Raw genomic sequence first — 17,162 nt, forward strand, 5'->3', positions numbered from 1 at the left:
CTCGTTTGGCGGAGGATGGGACGGGCTACGTCACGGTGAGCAGACGAAGGGGAACCGTCCGTGCAGTTCGAGGTGTGGGCACCGCAGGCCGATCGGGTGACGCTGGAGTGCGACGGGGTCACCCGGGTGATGGAGCGGGACGCGGAGCGTCGGGGGTGGTGGGTCGCGGAGGCCGAGGCGGGTGACGGGTCGCGGTACGGGTTCGCCGTGGACGACGGGCCGGTGCGCCCGGACCCGCGCTCGCGGCGGCAGCCGGACGGGCCGGACGGGCTGAGCGCCGTGGTCGACCAGGGGGCGTACGAGTGGCGCGCCGAGTGGGCCGGGCGCCCGCTGCGGGGCGCGGTGCTGTACGAGCTGCACGTGGGGACGTACACCCCGCAGGGCACGCTGGACGCGGCCGCCGGGCGGCTGGAGCATCTCGTCGAACTCGGCGTCACCCACGTGGAGTTGATGCCGCTGTGCCCTTTCCCGGGGCGTCACGGGTGGGGGTACGAGGGGGTGTCGCTGTGGGCGGTGCACGAGCCGTACGGGGGTCCGCCGGCACTGAAGCGGTTCGTGGACCGGGCGCACGAGCTGGGGCTCGGGGTGGTGCTGGACGTCGTGCACAACCACCTCGGGCCGTCGGGGAACTACCTGCCGGTCTTCGGGCCGTACTTCACCGACACCCACCACACGCCGTGGGGTGCCGCGGTCAACCTGGACGCGCCCGGCTCGGACGAGGTGCGCGCGTTCATGATCGGTAGCGCGCTGGCGTGGCTGCGGGACTACCGGTTGGACGGGCTGCGGCTGGACGCGGTGCACGCGCTGAAGGACACGCGCGCGTACCAATTCCTGGAGGAGCTGTCGGCCGCCGTGGACTCCTTGGCGGCCGAGACGGACCGGCCGCTGTTCCTGATCGCCGAGTCCGACCTGAACGACCCCCGGGTCATCACCCCGCGCCAGGAGCACGGCCTGGGCCTGCACGCGCAGTGGAACGACGACTTCCACCACGCGCTGCACACCGCCCTGACGGGCGAGGCGCAGGGCTACTACGCCGACTTCGGGCGGGCTCCGCTGCGGGCCGTCGCCAAGACCCTCACCGGGGGGTACTTCCACGACGGCACGTACTCCAGCTTCCGGGGGCGCCACCACGGCCGGCCCCTGGACCGGTCCCGGGTGGCCGGGCACCGGCTGCTCGGCTACAGCCAGACCCACGACCAGGTCGGCAACCGTGCCCAGGGCGACCGCCTGTCGGCGTCCCTGTCCCCCGGGCTGCTGGCCTGCGCGGCGGCGCTGGTGCTCACGGCACCGTTCACGCCGATGCTCTTCATGGGCGAGGAGTGGGCGGCGAGCACACCCTGGCAGTTCTTCACCGACCACACCGACCCGGACCTCGCGGAGGCGGTACGGCGGGGCAGGCGCCGGGAGTTCGCCGCGCACGGGTGGGCCGAGGACGAGGTGCCCGACCCGCAGGACCCGGCGACCCGCGAGCGCTCCTGCCTGGACTGGTCCGAGCCGGAACGCGAGCCCCACGCGCGCGTGCTCGCGTGGTACCGCCGGCTGATCGCCCTGCGCCGGGAGCACCCCGACCTGATGGACCCCGACCTCGCCGACCTGCGGGTCGCCTACGACGAGGAGGCCCGCTGGCTCGCCTTCCGGCGCGGTGACGTACGGGTGGCGGTCAACCTCGCCGGGGAGCCGACGGCGATCCCCCTGGGGCCCCGGCCGGCGCGGATCCTCGCGGCGTGGGAGCCGGTGCGGGCGCCCGGCCGGGACGGGCTGCTGCATCTGCCCGGTGAGGCGTGCGTGGTGCTGGAGCAGGAGTGACCGCGACACCCCGACGACAGGGCGGGCCAGGTCAGGGCGGGCCAGGTCAGGGCGGTCGGCTCAGGTGCCGTCGCCCTCCCGGAGCTCCGTGACCCGTTCCAGCAGGATCGCCTCCCAGGCGTGCGCGAGTTCGGTGCGCAGCGCGGGCGGGGGTTCGGTGCCGTGGCCGGCGAGGCGGTCGGCGAGACGGATCACCGTGTCGCAGCGGGCCAGCCACAGGCCGCGCAGGCAGGGGCGGGCGGCGTAGCCGGCGAGGGTCGCGGCGCGTACGGCGGTGGGGGAACCGACGGCGCGGGCGAGGCCGGCGATGTCCTCGGCGGGATCGCCGAGGACGGCCCCGCGCCAGTCGAGGACCCCGCGCACCCGGCCGTCGCCGCCGACCACGAGGTGCCCGGCGGCGAGCCGGTGGTGGACCAGGACGGCGGTGCCGGGCTGGGCGGCGAGCTGGGTGGCGCCGAGCGGGGTGAGCTGGTGCAGCCGGGCGGCGTCGAACTCGTCGGCGGCGGCGAGGCGCGCCGCGGCGGCCACCGCCATACGGCGCAGCGCCTCCAGGGAGCGCGGGGCGGCCCGGGGAACGCCGAGCGCCTCGGCCTGCCGGACGGGCACCTCGCGCAGCCCGGTGAACAGGCCGGCGAGGTCGCCCTCGCCGGCGGCGGACACGTCGTGGTCCTCGGCGGTCCCGCCGGGGATCCGGGTGTCGAGGCTGCAGGTCAGGCCGGGTGACCACTCGCCGTGCGCGACGCAGGCCGGCACGGCGAGCGGCAGGTGCGGGCGGACGAGGTCGCGTAGGCGCAGTTCGCGGCGCTGGTGGGCCGCGGCGTCGCGGTCGGCGGCGAGCCGTAGCACGTGGCGGGCGCCGACCCACCAGGTGGTGGAGCCGCCCTCGGTGACGGGGCGCACGTCGGGTCCGCCGCCCCGCGGGTCCTCCTTGAGGAGGGTGCGGACCAGCCTGCGGACGGTGTCCGCGGTGGGTGTCGGTGTCGGTGCCTGGGTCATGGATCGCGCCGTTGTCGTCGATGGGCCGATGGGTGCTGCTCCTGGTCGCCTCTCAGTCAACTATGACCATCTCGCGCGTGGTGGCGTTGAGGCGCCGGCGGCCGTCCCGGGTGACGGTGACGATGTCCTCGATGCGCACCCCGAAGCGGCCGGGCAGATAGACGCCGGGCTCCACGGAGAAGCACATGCCGGGTACGAGCGGCTGTTCCTCGCCCTCGATCATGTACGGCGGCTCGTGGGTGGTGACGCCGATGCCGTGCCCGGTGCGGTGGATGAAGTACGGCCCGTACCCGGCGTCGGTGATGACCTCGCGGGCGGCGCGGTCGACGTCCTGGCAGGCGGCGCCCGGCCGTACGGCACAAAAGCCCGCCTCCTGGGCCGCGCGGACGACGTCGTGGACCCGGCGTTCCTCGTCGGTGGGTTCGCCGACGTGGACGGTGCGGGTGGTGTCGGAGCCGTAGCCGTCCTTGAGGCCACCGAAGTCCAGGACGACCATGTCGCCGCGCTCGATGAGCCGGTCGCCCATCTCGTGGTGCGGGTTGGCGCCGTTGGGGCCCGAGCCGACGATGGTGAAGTCGACCTGCTCGTGCCCGTGCTCGCGCAGCAGTCGGGCGAGGTCCGCGCCGACCTCGGACTCCCGGCGGCCGGCGAAGGGCAGCCCCCGGATCTCCTCGAACGCGGCGTCGGCGGCTGCCGCGGCGGCGGCCATCAGCTCCAGCTCGGCCGCGTCCTTGACGGCGCGCAGCATGGGAAGCGCCTCGGTGAGCGCGGCGTAGGAGGTGCCGGGCAGGGTGGTTTGGAGGGCGAGCAGGTGCAGGGCCCAGGTGTTGTCGCTGATGCCGTACCGGCTGCTCGCGGCGTCGGCGGCGAGGATGTCGGCGGTGACGGCGTAGGGGTCGGTGCCGTCGGTCCAGTCCCGCAGGGTCAGCGCGGGCGCGCCGGGGGCCGCTTCGGCGTCGGGTGCCTCCAGGGCGGGGACGACGAGGGCGGGGTCCCGGCCGGGTGCGAGGACGAGCAGGGTGAGCCGTTCGGTGATCGCGGTCGGGGTGTAGCCGGTGAGCCACACCAGGTCGGGGCCCGGGGCGACGAGCAGTCCGGCGAGTCCGGCGTCGGCGGCGGCGTGCGCGGCCCGCTCCATCCGGGCCCGGTAGTCGTCGGCGGTGAAGAGGGCGCGCGTGCTGCCGGTCATCCGGGCCTCCCAGTTCGCGTGTGACCACGGGCAGCATCCTGCCCCTACGGCGGGGGTGGCGCGAGCCGGTTCGCGGCTCCGGCCGGGCCGGAGGACCACGCCGGGGCCGCCCGGTCGCCGGGCTGACGGCCGGACCGTTGATCACTTCCGGAATCTGATGGCCGGATGCGCTGCGAACCTCAGACGCGTTGCGGAAGGGGGAGGCGGTCACCGTGCTCGTCATCGCCCACATCAGCGATCCGCGCCTGGACGGAACCGCGCGGGCCACCGAGCGGGCCGAACGGGTGCGCGACCGGCTGTGAGGCTGCCGCGCGCGGTGGACGCCCTGCTGGTCACCGGCGACATCGGCGGACCACGGCACGGAGGCGGAGTACGAGGAGGCCGCCCGCCTCCTGGGCCTCGCCGACGGCGGCGCCCCCTTCCCGGTGCTGACGTGTCCGGGCGACCACGACAGCAGGGCGCCCTACCGCGTGGGGCCGGCCTTCCACGTACTGGACGACCGGCGACGGCTCACCACCCACTTCCGCACGGTGGGCTGATCCGACCGCGGACTCAGGTGACGATTCCCGGCACGATCGCCAACTGCTGGTAGCCGCCGCTGCGATGCCGCACCGTCACCTTGTGCGCCGTGCCGGGCCGGGCGGCGCGCACCGCTCGGACGAGGTCCGCGGCCGACTCCACGCGTGTGCCGCCGAACCACAGCAGTACGTCGCCGCGCACCAGGCCGGCCGTGTAGCCGGGGCCGGGCACATGGACGGCCACGACCTTCGCGCCCGCCTTCTCGGCGTCCACGACCTCGACGCCCAGCGTCGGCGCGGCAGGCGCGGGGGACGGCTCGGCGGAGGGGGACGGGGCGTCCCCGGGGCCGGCGCGGCCGTGCGTCCCGGCCGCTCCCTGTGCGGCGGCCTCGCGCTGCAGCTCCGCGAGCTTGCTCATGCCGATGACGGTGGCACCCACGGTGCCGAGGCCGACGCCCGCCAGGACCAGGACGGCACCGGCGAGCAGGCCGAACAGCAGGGTGAGCAGTCGGCGGCCGCGCCGCCGGGCCTGCGGACGGCGGGCCGGGCCGCCGGGCCGGCCGCCCGTTCCGCCCTTGCCCGCACCCCCGCTCCCGCCCCCGCCGTCGCCACCGGCTTCCTGACCGGGCATGGGCTTGGGACGCAACGCAGTCTGTTCCATGGGGATCGCCTCCGGCTGGTGCTCTACCCCGCGCACCGGCGGCCGACGAGACACGAACGAGTGAGACTGACCGCCCGTCGGACGAGGCAGGCCCCGCGACGAGCCATCCGGCAAGGGCACGCACCCGGCCCGGCGCCCGCCCCCACCGCCCCTCCCACCCGTACGGCCGACGCCCCCGCCAGGCACCCGAGGCCCCCAGGAACAGAGCTGTACGGCACCAGAGCGCGCCCCGCCAGTCCGGGCTGCACGGCACCGAGGTCCCCCGCCGTCCGAGCTGTACGGCGACGGCGCGCGCCCGCGCCCGGTCGTCCGGGCGACGGCGCGGGCCGCCGCGGAGTACGCGGTCCGGCGGGTCAGCCGACCGTGACCGGAAGGGCCGGCGGCCGGTCCGGGAGGAAACCGTGAACCCGGCGGGCGAGGAACTCGGGCTTGTAACGGTCCACCGCACGGTGCCAGTTGAGGATGCCGGCCATCCAGTTCCGCAGGTCGTCGACGTAGACGCCCAGGGCCGTACGGGCCTCCTCCGACAGGTCGAGGTCGTCCTGGAGGACGGGCAGTTCGTGGGTGACGACATGCTCGAACTGCCGCATGCGCTGGGTCATCAGGTCGTGGACGATGGGCAGCGCGGTCGGGTAGTCGATGCCGAAGAAGTTCTGCACGACGAGGATCGAGTTGTGGATCTCACCCTCGTACTCGATCTCCTTCTGGTACGAGAACACGTCGTTGAGGAGGCAGGCGTAGTCCATGGCCGCGTTCTCCATCGAGCGGACGGGGCCGCTGCGGTAGACCTCCGGCGGCACGGCCGGGCCGTGGCCCATGCGGCACAGGCCGAGGGTGAGGTCGGAGCCGAAGGTGGCGCGGCGCATCTCCAGGTAGTCGACCGGGTCGGGGACCCGGTTCTGCAGCTGGTTGGACAGCTCCCAGGTCCAGGCCTCCGTCATGACGTTCACCGCGTCCTTGACCACGCGCCGCTGCTCGGGGGTCATGTCCGCCGTGGTGCGCGCCCACAGGTCGGTCAGGCCGCGCTCCATGCCGTTGGCGGGGACGGCCCCCCGCTCCCCGTCGAGGGGCATGCATGCCGACAGCCGGGCCGTGGTCAGGCGGGCGGCGGCCAGGTCGCGGCGGTGTCCGAAGACCAGGGGGTAGTAGTCGTCGCCGTAGGTGCCCCAGGCCAGCCAGGCGGCGCTGAGATCGAGCTGCTCCGGTGTGGCGTCGGGGTCGAGGCCGGCCGAGCACAGGGCGAGGTCGGAGGCGGCGAGCCGGTCCTCGTCCCAGACGCCCTCCGACAGCATGCCCATCCGGCGGGTCCAGTCGACGAGCCGCCCCCGGGCGCCGTCCAGGTGGGGGCAGAGCTGCACCTGGAACGGCATGTAGAGGTCGGGCACGACCGACGGGCCGACCTTCTGGAACGGCACGTGGCTGTAGGCCCGCAGCCTCCCCCACTGCCGGGAGGACGTGGGAGGTGCCCCCGGGGCGACGGCCGATGCGAGCAGCGCGCCGACGTCGGCGGCCGAGGTGCCGGTGCCGGTGAGCCTCTCCCAGGGGGCGGCGGTGCGCGCGCCCTCGTTCATGTAGCGGCTGGAGCGCAGGTGCCACTCGTGGCCGCCGGACTGCCAGTCCTGCAGCCCCTTGGTGTAGGCGGCCACGGCGGCGACCTCGTCGGGGCGCAGCCCCTGGTCCACGGCGAGGGCGGGCACCTCGGTCAGCGCGGTGTGCTCGAACTGGTGCAGGCGGGAGGTCAGGACGTCGTTGACGGTGTCGGCGGCCTCCTGCGTGGTGCAGCCGAAGAACGTCTCCAGGACGAGCACGCCGTTGCTGTTCTCGCCCTCGTCCTGGACCTCGCGCTGGTAGGAGAACAGGTCGTTGCGCAGGTGCACCGCGTCGGAGAAGGTCTCCATCAGCACCCGCAGCGGCCGGGATCCCGCGACGGACGGTGGCACTTCGGCGGTGGCGTACTCCACGAGTCCGGCCGACCAGGGGGCACCGCCCACCTTGCGGCGCATCTCGATGTACTCGACGGGGTTGGCGATCCGCCCCTCGTTGATGTTGGACAGCTCCCACATCGACTCGTTGAGCAGGTGTTCGGTGGCGACGGCGAAGCGGCGCCGCCAGTCGGCGGACATCGCCGGTACGGTGCGCGCCCACAGGTCGGCCAGGCCCTTCTCCACGGGGTTCTCCGGTTCCGGCACCGGGGTCGCGGGATCCTGCGGCATGAAGAGCGGAAGCCGGTCCAGGTGGGCCTTTCCGGCGGCACGGTCCTGCGTGCGCTTGTACATGTCCAGGAAGTGGTCGTCGAAGAAGAAGACCCACACGTACCAGTCGGTGATCAGGGACAGGGCGTCCGCGTCGCAGTCGGGGTGGGTGTACGCGCACAGCAGCCCGTAGTCGTGCGCCTCGAGGTCGGCCTGCTCCCAGATCCCGGAACCCTCCAGCATGCCCATCTCGCGCGCCCACCGGGTGGAGTGGGCGCGGGCCGCGTCGACATGTGGATTGAGCCGCGCGGGATACGGCATGTAGAAGTGCGGGAGGTGAAACGGCTGCGTCATGGCCGGGCACTACCCATGCCCCGGTACCGCCATCCGGCGGGCCGCACATGATCACACCATCGCGTGAATCAGCCGGAACGCCTTGCCGGGGTCGGCGACCACTCCCCCGGACCGGCGGCCCCTCCCCTGGACCTGAGACCACTCCCCCGGACCGGCGTCCTAGACCCGGGCCCCCACCATGATCTCCCGCTCCAGACGGTTCGCCAGGCTCAGGTAGCGGGGCCGGCGGGTCACCGGTACCAGCCCTCTGATCAGGACGTACCACATCTCCGCCATGCGGCGCGGAAGTCGGGTCGCCGGTTCGCGGGAGCGGCCGACGACCCGGGTGCCGACGAAGAAGCAGACGAGGGAGTGGGCGACGGCGTCGACGTCGACGTCGGGGTGGACGTCGGCCTCGCGGACCGCGCCCGCCAGCCCCCGGGAGATCAACTCCAGCCACTCGGTGAAGGGATGGCGCAGCGGCGGGCGTATCGGCACGCCCCCCGTGGCCAGTCGCAGTCCCGCGCGGGCGATGGGGCCCTCGACGGACAGCCGCGTGATGCCGAACGTGAGCCGCATCAGCGCTTCGAGCGACGAGTAGCCCCGGTCGTCGATCTCGCCGGCGACCCGGCGTGAGGCCTGGGACTGCAGTTCCATGATCGCGTGAGCCAGGTCCTCCTTGGCCGCGAAGTGGAAGTACAGCGCCCCCTTGGTCACTTGGGCGTGCTCGACGATGTCACTCAGACTGGTCGACTCGTAGCCGCGCCGGTCGAACAGGTCGGCCGCGGCCCTGATGATCGTCGCGCGGGTCTGCTCGGCGCGTAATTGCCTCGCCATCGAGTGAACTCTCCTGGGCCAGTAAAGAACGGGTCATGCCGTTTGTTTCTTACCCCCTGCCCACCATAGCTCACGTCCCGACGGTCCCGACGCGGCACTCGAAGACCGTCGACTCGCCCTGGCTGCCGATGACTTCGACCTCGCCGTCGCCCCCGGCCTTCGCCTCGATCAACACGGGTTCGTCCAGCTCGGCGTAGCGATGGAAGAGCGCCTGATACACGGCCGGGGAGCGGTCTTCGGCGGTGGCGCACAAGGCCGCTTGGCGGGCCGCCTCCAGCAGGAGCATGCCGGGGACGTGGTCGAGGGGATGGTCGAAGAAAACGGGGTGTGCGGTATGTACGCGGAGCTGCCAGCGGCCCGAGGGGTCGGGTGGCGCCAGCACGACGTCCGTGGGCAGCGCGCGGTCCACGGCGCCCGGATCCAGTCCGGGCGGCACCGGTACGGCGGTCACCCCGTCCGGGGTACGACCGCCGCGAAGCCGCCCGTAGACGGCCGGGCTCACGCAGGTGAACGCGACGTCCGCGGTGGCGACCTGAACGCCGTCGCGCCGCACGTGCGCCGTGTAGCGGGCGCCGGCCGGGCGCCGGCCGCGGTACTGGACGTCGGTGAAGACCAGGTCGACTTCGGGCTCGGCCGGCAGCGGCCCGACCGCCAACTCCCCCGGTACGGTGCTGACCTGGAACTCCTGGAGGACGAAGTGGTGGTCCAGCGGCACGTCGTACTCGGTGTGGGAGATCAGCGTGCCGCTCTGCCGGATCGTCTCCACCACCAGGAGCGGGTCGTACGCCGACCAGTCCGGCGACACGTGTAACCCGTGCGCGCGGGGCCACTGCGCGGATACCGTGAACCGGTCCGGCCCGGTCCGCCGCCAGCCGGTGGGCAGGGTCTCCGCGACGGCCGCCCGATGGACGAGTTGACGGGGAACGGCCGCCGTCATGGGCGGGCTGTCGGCAAGCTGCCGCGGTCGAGTCATGTCTCTCCCTACGGTCCCCCGGAGGCCACGGCAGACGGCCAGGCGTCCGCTCCGCCGAGCGCTACAGTACGAGGCGACCGGTTTGTTTTCAATGAGATCAGTCAACGGCATCCTATGATCGGCCCGAACCCGCATGCGATCGCGGGACCAGGCCGACTCGGCGCCGTGAAAGGGCTCTTATGGCGAAACAGGAGCGCGCGATCAGAACGCGCAGGGCGATCCTGGAAGCGGCCGGCGCGGTCTTCGACGAGCACGGCTACACCTCCACCACCATCGCCATGGTCCTGGAGCGGGCGGAAGTCACCAAGGGCGCCCTCTACTTCCACTTCAGTTCCAAGGAATCGCTCGCACAGGCGGTACTGGAGGCGCAGGTGCCCTTCGGGGCCGTGCCGCCCCAGCCGTGCAGACTTCAGGAGATCATCGACATCACGTTCGTGGTCGGTGAGCGGCTGCTGACCAACTCCCTGCTGCGGGGCGGCGTACGGCTCGCGGTGGACCAGGAGACTCCGACCGGCGTGGACCACGGCGCGCCCTTCCGGCAGTGGGCGCAGCGGCTGGTCCCCCTGCTGGAGACGGCGCGTGAGCGCGGGGAGTTGCTGCCGACGGTGAAGCCGAGCGAGACGGTCGAGCTGCTGGTGGGGTCGTTCACCGGGATTCAGCTGATGGCCCGTGCGGTGTCCGGCCGGGCCGATCTCGCGGAGCGGCTGGCGGTGATGTGGGCGCACATCCTGCCCAGCATCGCGGTGCCCGGTCTGCTGCCCGGCCTGGACGCCCGGGCCGACCGGGGCGCCCGGGTCCTGGCCACTTCGGAGCGCACGGACCTGGCAGCGTCCTGACGGCGCGAAAGGCGGGCCGGCCGGTGTCCATCCACACCGGCCGGCCCGCCCGTCCATCGGGGCCCTCAGGTCATGAGCGCCCTGGTCAGAAGGTCAGCTTCCAGCTGTTGAGCGTGCCCGTGTCCTGCGCGTAGACGTCCCGCACCCGCAGCTTCCAGGTGCCGTCGGCGGCTTCGCCGGAGGCGTTCACCGTGTAGGTGGTGTTGACGTTGTCCGCGGAGTCCGAGGAGTTGGAGGACTTCAGCCGGTAGGCCGTTCCGTCCGGCGCGATCAGGTCGACGACCAGGTCGCCGCGGTAGGTGTGGGTGATGTTCACACCGACCTGGAGGGTGGCCGGGGCGTTGCCGCCGACGCCGCTGACGGTGATCGGGGACTCGACGGCCGAGCCCGCGTCCGGGATGGCGACGGCCGAGGTGCTGGTGAAGGTGGTGCTGCCCGTCGAGCCGCCCGAGCCGCTCACCGCCTGTACCGTCCTGGCCGCGTCGGCGAGGCCGGCGCCGCAGCCACCGGAGCAGCTGCCGGGCAGCGGACGGGCATTGGTCTTGATGGCGGACTCGACCTGCGCCGGGGTCAGCGCCGGGTTCGCCGACTTCATCAGCGCGACCAGGCCCGCGATGTGCGGGGTGGCCATGCTGGTGCCCTGGTAGTAGGCGTACGACTCGGTGGACGGTGTCCGGCTGCCGGAGTTCAGCGTGGACAGGATGCCGTTGGCGGTGCCGGTGCTGGTCTGGCCGCCGGGCGCCGAGATGTCCACCAGGGAGCCGTAGTTGGAGTAGGACGCCTTGGCGCCGGTGCGGTTGGTCGCGGCCACCGAGATGACGTTGTTGCAGTTGCCCGGCGAGTGGTTCGCCACGTTGTCGTTCTCGTTGCCCGCGGCCACGACGACGGTGGTGCCCCGGTTCACGGCCGCGTTGATGGCGTTCTGGGTGGCGGAGGTGCAGGCGCCGTCGCCGCCCAGGCTCATGTTGATGACCTTGGCCACGTTGCCGTTGGCGGGCACGCCGGAGACGGAGCCGCCGGACGCCCAGGTGATGGCGTCGATGATGTCGGAGTCGTAGCCGCCGCACTTGCCGAGGACGCGCACCGGGGAGATCTTCGCGCCGTAGGCGATGCCCGCGACGCCCTTGCCGTTGTTGGTGACGGCGGCGATGGTTCCGGCCACGTGGGTGCCGTGCCAGGAGGAGTTGGAGGCCGGGACGCCCGCGCCGCAGTCGCCCGCGTTGTACCAGTCGCCCGGGTCGGACGGGTCGCTGTCGCGGCCGTTGCCGTCGACGGACACGCTGGTGTCACCGATGAAGTCGTAGCCGGCGACGATGTTCGCGGCGAGGTCGGAGTGGGCGACGTAGCCGGTGTCGATCACGGCGACGGTGACGCCGGAGCCGGTGGCGACGTCCCAGGCGCCAGGTACGCGCATGCCGGCGGTGTCCTCGAACAGGTCCCACTGCTTGGCGTACTCGGTGTCGTTCGGCGTGGTGGCCATGGGTCGGTTGAGGCGGTCCGGCACGACGTAGGCGACGCTCGGGTCGGCCTTGTACTGGGCGACCACGCCGGCGACGTCCGAGGTGCTGGCGTCGTCGGCGAGGCCGACGAGGGCGGCGCCGGTGCCGAGGCGGCGCTGGAAGTCGGCCTTCTCGCCGGCCTTCTTGCCCTTGGCTGCGGCGTCCGCCTCGGCGGCCTGGTTCGAAGTGGCCTCTTCCGCACCGGACTTGTAGCCGACGATGAGGCGCTCGGCGGGGATACCGGGGGCGGCCTCGGCCTGTGCCGCGGGGACGGCGGCCGGCTGGGGAGCGGGGTCCTGGGCCGCGGCGGCCGAGGCGGTCGTCGTGGCGGTGAGCAGGGCCGCGGAGACCGCGGCGACGGATATCAGCTTCCGTCGGATGTGGGGTGGGGTGCGCAAAACCATGCCTTTCATGGCCTGCTCCGGGCAGGACGGAGCAGCGGTCGATTCGCTTCGTCGTCGAAGCGGCGGGGGGTGAATCGAGGAGCAGCGCGTTGGCCGGCCATGCGGTCAGCCGGCCGTCTCAGGGGTTACCTGCGGGTCAGCTGTGCAGGAACGATAGGCAACGGGACGGTCGCCGGGATACAGGGGAAACCCTTGATCAGGCCGGAAACACCCCCTCGGTGGCGGCGGGTCGACCGCGAATGCCCGCTTCGCCCCGACTGCGGTCCGGGGCGCGGTGGCGTGGACGCGACGGTGGGGACGGACGACGCGCGGGCATGGCGGATCGGCACGCGGGCGCGGCGGAACGGCACCCCGGCATGGCGGAACGGCACGCGGGCGAGGCGGAACGGCACCCGGGCATGGCGCCGCGCCGTCCGTTATAGGGGGGTGGTACCGGTCAGTTCACGAAGACCGCCGCGCCGCCCGAGTTCACCGGGGCGTACTTCGCGGTGAAGTACCCGTTGGCGAAGCAGAGGGAGGAGCCGGAGACCTTGGTGAACTCCTGGCTGGTGAAGGTGATGCTGTTGTCGGCGTTGCCGGTGGCACCGGTCAGGCTGGGCGCCTGGTAGACGCAGGTGACGGTGCCCAGCAGGGTGCGCAGCACGACCGTGGTACGGATGGTGGAGCCGTCGGCCGGGGTCACGGTGAGGGTGCCGTCGGAGCCCGCGGTGGCGGTGTAGGGCAGGTTGTTGACGGTGATGCCGTTGACGCCGAGCACGCCGAAGACGTTGGAGGCGCAGTTGCCGAAGCTGTGCGCGGTGAGCGACTCGGTGGCGGCGCCGGGGGCGGCGGGGTTGTCTGTGACGGTGGCGGTGAACCCGGAGGTCCCGCAGGTGACTCCGCTGGTGCCGGTCGGGCTGGAGTAGAGGGTGGCGTTGCTGCCGGTGGCCAGGGACGCGGTGAGGACGTCGCCGACCGCGACCGCGTCACCGCCGGCGGAGCCGGTGGTGAGCACGTTGTCGGCGGCGGAGGCCGGGGTGATCGCCGGGATCGCGAGCGCGGCGACGGTACCGGCGACGGCGAGGAGCGAGCGAGCGCGCATGGGGGTGCCTCATTTCTGTGGGGAGTGCTGGCACGTACGGAGGTGAGGGACGTACGCCCTGGGGTGTGGGGGGTGGCACTTGGGGGTGGCACGGGGGTGCTGTGCGGGCTGTCACCGCGGGGCGGTGCCGGCCGTCGCCGGCCCGTGACGCCTTCTCCGTACGTAACGGGCCGGCGACGGCGGACGGCCGGGACCGGCCGAGGTCACTGGTGGGGGATCGCCTGCGGCCGGACCGGGCGGAAGGGGCGGACACGCCCGTGGTGATGGATGGGGTCCGGGAGGCGCGCGGGCATTGCCGCCGCGCGACGGATCCGGCGCCACGGATCCGGGCCGAGCCAGGCAAGTTGTAGACCTGATGAACAGTCAACGTCAAGGTCTGCGACGCAAGTTGGTCGTGTCCGCGAGGTCGGTGCAGATATATGCAGGAGTTCCGCGCAGGGTGCGCCGCAGCGGCACCACACGACGGACACCGTTTTTCCACACCTCCCTTGACCCTTCGCTGTAACCATCGGTAACTTCCGAATTGGCTACTGCCGCGTAACGAGAAAGCCCTTGCGGCGACCGGGAGGTCGCGAGGAGTCGTGCGCGGCATCCGCTGTCCGCGCCAGGACAACGCGCCACTGAAGCCCACCTCGCATGACTATGCCCCTGGGAGCAGACATGGCCTCGTCCTCGGACGTCACGTCGTCCGCCGACAACACCCCCGCGAACGGGGATCCGGTGAACGGATCCGAAGAGAGACGCGGCCGGGTCCGGCTGCGCCGGGCCGCCGTCATGGCGGTGCCCGCCACCGCGGTCGCCGCGGGACTCGCGATCATGACGGCCCAGGGAGCCCTGGGCGTGCAGTTCGCGATCTCCGGCATGCCGTTCGTGGTCACCGCCGACAAGCTGGAGGGCGACGGCTTCGCCCAGTTCGGCTCGCTGGACCACATGATCGAGAACAGCCCCAACGAGGGCGACACGGGCGGCCAGGTCCTGGTCGTCACCTCGGTGGTGAAGAACGGCAAGCTCACCAACCTGTGCCAGAGCGTCGACCTCGGCGGCATCCAGCTCGTCCTCACCGCAGGGGACAAGGGCACCAAGGTGAGCGTGGAGAACCTCGCCATCGACTCCGACGACATCACCGGCAACGCCGCCTTCAACAACATCGAGATCGGCCGGGACGCCAGCACCTTCGACAAGGTCGACACCCGGGGCCTGCCCGGCGTCTACGGCCAGCAGGCGGACAAGGTCGTCATCACCGACCTGTACCAGCACAACTACGGTGCCACAGCGGCCGTGTTCAAGCTTCCCGACCTGCACATGCGGTTCGGGGGCAAGGGCTGCCCGCAGTGAGGCTGCGCTTCCGGCAGTGGCGCGGGCGGCGGCCCTTCCTGGGCGGGCTGCTGCTCGCCCTGGCCGGCGGGGAGATCCTGCTGACCATGAAGGCGCCGCTCTCGGTCATGCTGCACATCGGCATCCAGGGGCTCGCGGGCTACCTCCTGCCCGCCCTGATGGCGGTGCTCGGGCTGCTGATCCTCTTCAACCCGTCCCAGCGCCTGTTCTACTCCATCGTCGGGGTGATGGTCTCCCTGGGCACCTGGGTGACCTCCAACCTGGGCGGCTTCCTCATCGGCCTGCTCCTCGGGATCACCGGCAGCTGTCTGGCCTTCGGCTGGCTGCCGGACCAGGAGTCCCGGCGCAGCCGCCGCATGCGCCGCAGGGCGGAACGGGCGGAGAAGGCGCTGTCCCCGCCACTGCCGAAGGCGGGCGAACCGGTGTGACGCGACGGCGCGCCGAGCGGGCGACCCCCGGCTCGGCGCGCCCTTCGGCTCCCGGCTCCGCCGCCGTCAGGTTTCGGCACCGGCCGCGAGCAGCACCTCGACGGTGTCCTGGTACGGGCCGGTGCGGGCCCACTCCAGCGGCGTGCGGCCGGTGCCGCCGTCCTCGCGCAGCGCGGGATCGGCACCGTGGTCGAGGAGGGCACGGACCGTCTCGGTGTGCCCCCAGCAGGCCGCGGCACACAGGGGGGTGCCCTCGGAACCGAGCCCGCCGCTCTCCGCGTCGGGCGGCGCGCCGGCCTCCAGCAGCCGCCGGACGGCGTCCGCGTGGCCGCAGACGGAGGCCGCGTAGAGCGGGGTGCGGCCGTCGGTGTCCGGTGCGGCCGGGTCGGCGCCGGACCGCAGCAGCGCGTCGAGCGCGCCGGGGTCGTCGAACGTCGCCGCGGCGACAAGACGCCTCGTCAGCTTCTTCTGCCGTCGTCGCTTCACGAGCGTCGAGACTAACGCGCCGCGAGAGCGGTGCGCCGCCGAAGCGGCAGGGCGCCGCCCGCCGACCCGCCCCGCGCCTCTGCGCACAACTCGGCCGGCAGCGGCAGCAGTTCGGCGGCCGTCACGATGTGCCCGGCCTGCGGGCGGTCCTTCGCACCCGAGAGGAGACCGATGATGCCCTGGGCCGGGGACACGATTCCCCTCAGCGCGGCGGCCCTGGTCGTCGGTGCCGTCCTTCGGGCGGGGGCACCCGGAACATCGCCCGCCGCAGCCGGCCAGGCAGAAGGGCCCGCCCGGCCATGACCAGTCCGACGCCCAGCAGGACGCCTCCCACGGCGACGCAGCCGGAAGACAGCCGGCCGACCTCGTGCTCATCGGCCCAGGCACCCGTGGTCGCGGCGACGAGGAAGCCCAGCAGGCACGCGGCACTGCTCAGGGCGTACCACCAACGAGAGAGCACCGGTTCACTCCCGCACCCGAGTGGCACGGGACCGTTGAGCAGCGGTCCCTGACTGTCCGCGGTGAGCTGCCCAGCGTCGTCGCAGCCAGTCGCCGATCTCCCCCATGCCGACCAGGAAGGCCGAGGAGGCGGCACATGCCGTGGGGGAAGAGACCTGGCCGACGGCGTGGCCGAGGAGCCACAGCGCCAGGGTCAGCAGCAGCCACCAGGCTGTGAGGGACCAGGCCTGCCGCACCAGGCGTGCACGGCCGGTCACCGGGGGACCCTGGTCCGCTGGGCGGCGACGATCACCACGATGCATCCCGCGAGGGCCGCCACCGCCTCCAGGCCCGTGGCGGCCAGGGTGATCAGGGGCGAGGCGTCGGCCAGGCGCGGAACGGTGTTGAGTGGCGCAGCGGCGTAAAGGGCGAGAAGTGCCAGGCCGCGGGCGCGCATCGGTTCCAGGCGAGGGCGCAGCCGCTGGGGTACACGGTCGGTGAGCAGGGCGACGCCGACGGGCAACAGCGTGGCAGAGAACACGGCAAGGCCAATCCACTGCCGGAGCATCAGCACCAGGGCTCCGGTACGGGGAAGCCACGACCGGGCATCACGTGGAGCACAGCTCCGGCAAGGCACATCACTGCTCCTACGACTGTCCAGGTGGTGCCCGTATGCCGTCGGACGGAAAGAGTCACGGCGGCAAGATCCTCCGGGCGCCATCGACGAACGGGCACGGTCCCCGAAGACGCCGACCGGACGTCCCGCACGCCCACAACCGACTTGACGCGTTGCCTCACACTATCCGCCGGAGCCGACTCCGCCCGGACGGCCCTCTCCCACCCGCAGTTCGCCCAGCCTGTGCCCGGCATCCACTGGACTGCTGCTCCTCGCGACCGGGGAACAGCGCAGCACCGGAACACTGCCTGTTCGCCAGTAGTTCGCGGGCGAGCCCCATGCCGTAGGCATCGACGGCGCGCAGCGTCCGACGCGCGGGGCGTCTCGGGCACGGCCGTCGACGGTGCGACAGGCTCGCCGGCGGTCGGGGCCGCTCCGCCGAGGACGACCCCGGTGCCCGCGTCGTGCGGGGCACCCGGGCCTGTCCGTCGGCGGTCGTGGCCGAGTGGTGCGGGTGAGCCCTCCGGTGCGGCC

At 72.8% G+C, this 17,162-nt stretch carries 17 protein-coding genes and 1 pseudogene; 5 read left to right on the forward strand and 13 right to left on the reverse strand.

What is annotated here, in order from left to right; translation table 11 throughout:
- Positions 1–60: 60 nt before the first annotated feature.
- On the forward strand, positions 61–1,806 hold the full coding sequence (treZ, locus tag AC3ET3_RS13220; protein ID WP_435612170.1) for a malto-oligosyltrehalose trehalohydrolase: 1,746 nt from the start codon (positions 61–63) through the stop codon (positions 1,804–1,806).
- A 60-nt stretch (positions 1,807–1,866) separates the two neighbouring features.
- Here treZ and AC3ET3_RS13225 read toward each other — a convergent pair whose 3' ends face one another.
- Together AC3ET3_RS13225 and AC3ET3_RS13230 are read right to left on the reverse strand one after the other, a co-directional pair.
- The gene (locus AC3ET3_RS13225; RefSeq protein ID WP_435612171.1) at positions 1,867–2,802 is read right to left on the reverse strand and encodes a phosphotransferase family protein; all 936 of its coding nucleotides are present in this window, start codon (positions 2,800–2,802) and stop codon (positions 1,867–1,869) included.
- 52 nt (positions 2,803–2,854) lie between these two features.
- A complete protein-coding gene (locus tag AC3ET3_RS13230) occupies positions 2,855–3,991 on the reverse strand; it encodes a M24 family metallopeptidase (protein WP_432156293.1) in 1,137 nt (378 codons plus the stop codon).
- Positions 3,992–4,203: 212 nt separating this feature from the next.
- Between AC3ET3_RS13230 and AC3ET3_RS13235 the strand changes: the two are divergent.
- Positions 4,204–4,461, forward strand: a pseudogene (locus AC3ET3_RS13235) (metallophosphoesterase); the annotation flags it as partial.
- An 82-nt stretch (positions 4,462–4,543) separates the two neighbouring features.
- Here AC3ET3_RS13235 and AC3ET3_RS13240 read toward each other — a convergent pair.
- From AC3ET3_RS13240 to AC3ET3_RS13255, 4 genes are all read right to left on the reverse strand, one after another.
- A complete protein-coding gene (locus tag AC3ET3_RS13240) occupies positions 4,544–5,170 on the reverse strand; it encodes a PDZ domain-containing protein (protein WP_432135798.1) in 627 nt (208 codons plus the stop codon).
- A 353-nt stretch (positions 5,171–5,523) separates the two neighbouring features.
- A complete protein-coding gene (cyc2, locus tag AC3ET3_RS13245) occupies positions 5,524–7,716 on the reverse strand; it encodes a germacradienol/geosmin synthase Cyc2 (protein ID WP_432135799.1) in 2,193 nt (730 codons plus the stop codon).
- A 159-nt stretch (positions 7,717–7,875) separates the two neighbouring features.
- Complete coding sequence (locus AC3ET3_RS13250; protein ID WP_432135800.1) at positions 7,876–8,532, reverse strand: ScbR family autoregulator-binding transcription factor; 657 nt, start codon at positions 8,530–8,532, stop codon at positions 7,876–7,878.
- A gap of 70 nt (positions 8,533–8,602) precedes the next feature.
- A complete protein-coding gene (locus tag AC3ET3_RS13255; RefSeq protein WP_432135801.1) occupies positions 8,603–9,505 on the reverse strand; it encodes a ScbA/BarX family gamma-butyrolactone biosynthesis protein in 903 nt (300 codons plus the stop codon).
- A 179-nt stretch (positions 9,506–9,684) separates the two neighbouring features.
- On the opposite strand from AC3ET3_RS13255, the gene AC3ET3_RS13260 reads away from it, so the two are divergent.
- A complete protein-coding gene (locus AC3ET3_RS13260) occupies positions 9,685–10,341 on the forward strand; it encodes a ScbR family autoregulator-binding transcription factor (protein WP_432135802.1) in 657 nt (218 codons plus the stop codon).
- Between the two features lie 85 nt (positions 10,342–10,426).
- On the opposite strand, the gene AC3ET3_RS13265 is transcribed toward AC3ET3_RS13260, so the two are convergent.
- Both AC3ET3_RS13265 and AC3ET3_RS13270 read right to left on the reverse strand, forming a co-directional pair.
- Positions 10,427–12,253: a S8 family peptidase gene (locus AC3ET3_RS13265; RefSeq protein WP_432135803.1), complete on the reverse strand. Its 1,827-nt coding sequence runs from the start codon at positions 12,251–12,253 to the stop codon at positions 10,427–10,429.
- Positions 12,254–12,680: 427 nt separating this feature from the next.
- Entirely contained in the window at positions 12,681–13,325 is a 645-nt protein-coding gene (locus tag AC3ET3_RS13270; RefSeq protein WP_432135804.1) for a Tat pathway signal sequence domain protein, read from the reverse strand.
- A 660-nt stretch (positions 13,326–13,985) separates the two neighbouring features.
- On the opposite strand from AC3ET3_RS13270, the gene AC3ET3_RS13275 reads away from it, so the two are divergent.
- The gene (locus tag AC3ET3_RS13275; RefSeq protein ID WP_432135805.1) at positions 13,986–14,660 is read left to right on the forward strand and encodes a DUF6230 family protein; all 675 of its coding nucleotides are present in this window, start codon (positions 13,986–13,988) and stop codon (positions 14,658–14,660) included.
- Positions 14,648–15,088, forward strand: a complete 441-nt coding sequence (locus AC3ET3_RS13280) for a DUF6114 domain-containing protein (protein WP_432135925.1) — start codon at positions 14,648–14,650, stop codon at positions 15,086–15,088. The genes AC3ET3_RS13275 and AC3ET3_RS13280 overlap by 13 nt, the downstream gene beginning before the upstream one ends.
- 66 nt (positions 15,089–15,154) lie before the next feature.
- On the opposite strand, the gene AC3ET3_RS13285 is transcribed toward AC3ET3_RS13280, so the two are convergent.
- Genes AC3ET3_RS13285 through AC3ET3_RS13305 form a run of 5 tightly spaced genes read right to left on the reverse strand, consistent with a single transcriptional unit; the run spans position 15,155 to position 16,553 of the window.
- A complete protein-coding gene (locus AC3ET3_RS13285) occupies positions 15,155–15,574 on the reverse strand; it encodes an ankyrin repeat domain-containing protein (RefSeq protein WP_432135806.1) in 420 nt (139 codons plus the stop codon).
- Positions 15,575–15,585: 11 nt separating this feature from the next.
- Positions 15,586–15,768 (reverse strand): hypothetical protein, encoded by a 183-nt coding sequence (locus AC3ET3_RS13290; protein WP_432135807.1) that lies wholly within the window; start codon positions 15,766–15,768, stop codon positions 15,586–15,588.
- A gap of 8 nt (positions 15,769–15,776) precedes the next feature.
- Complete coding sequence (locus tag AC3ET3_RS13295) at positions 15,777–16,034, reverse strand: hypothetical protein (protein WP_432135808.1); 258 nt, start codon at positions 16,032–16,034, stop codon at positions 15,777–15,779.
- A 4-nt stretch (positions 16,035–16,038) separates the two neighbouring features.
- On the reverse strand, positions 16,039–16,290 hold the full coding sequence (locus tag AC3ET3_RS13300; protein WP_432135809.1) for a hypothetical protein: 252 nt from the start codon (positions 16,288–16,290) through the stop codon (positions 16,039–16,041).
- A complete protein-coding gene (locus AC3ET3_RS13305; protein ID WP_435612172.1) occupies positions 16,287–16,553 on the reverse strand; it encodes a hypothetical protein in 267 nt (88 codons plus the stop codon). The genes AC3ET3_RS13300 and AC3ET3_RS13305 overlap by 4 nt, the downstream gene beginning before the upstream one ends.
- Between the last annotated feature and the right edge of the window lie 609 nt (positions 16,554–17,162).

The organism is Streptomyces sp. bgisy159, assembly GCF_057707805.1.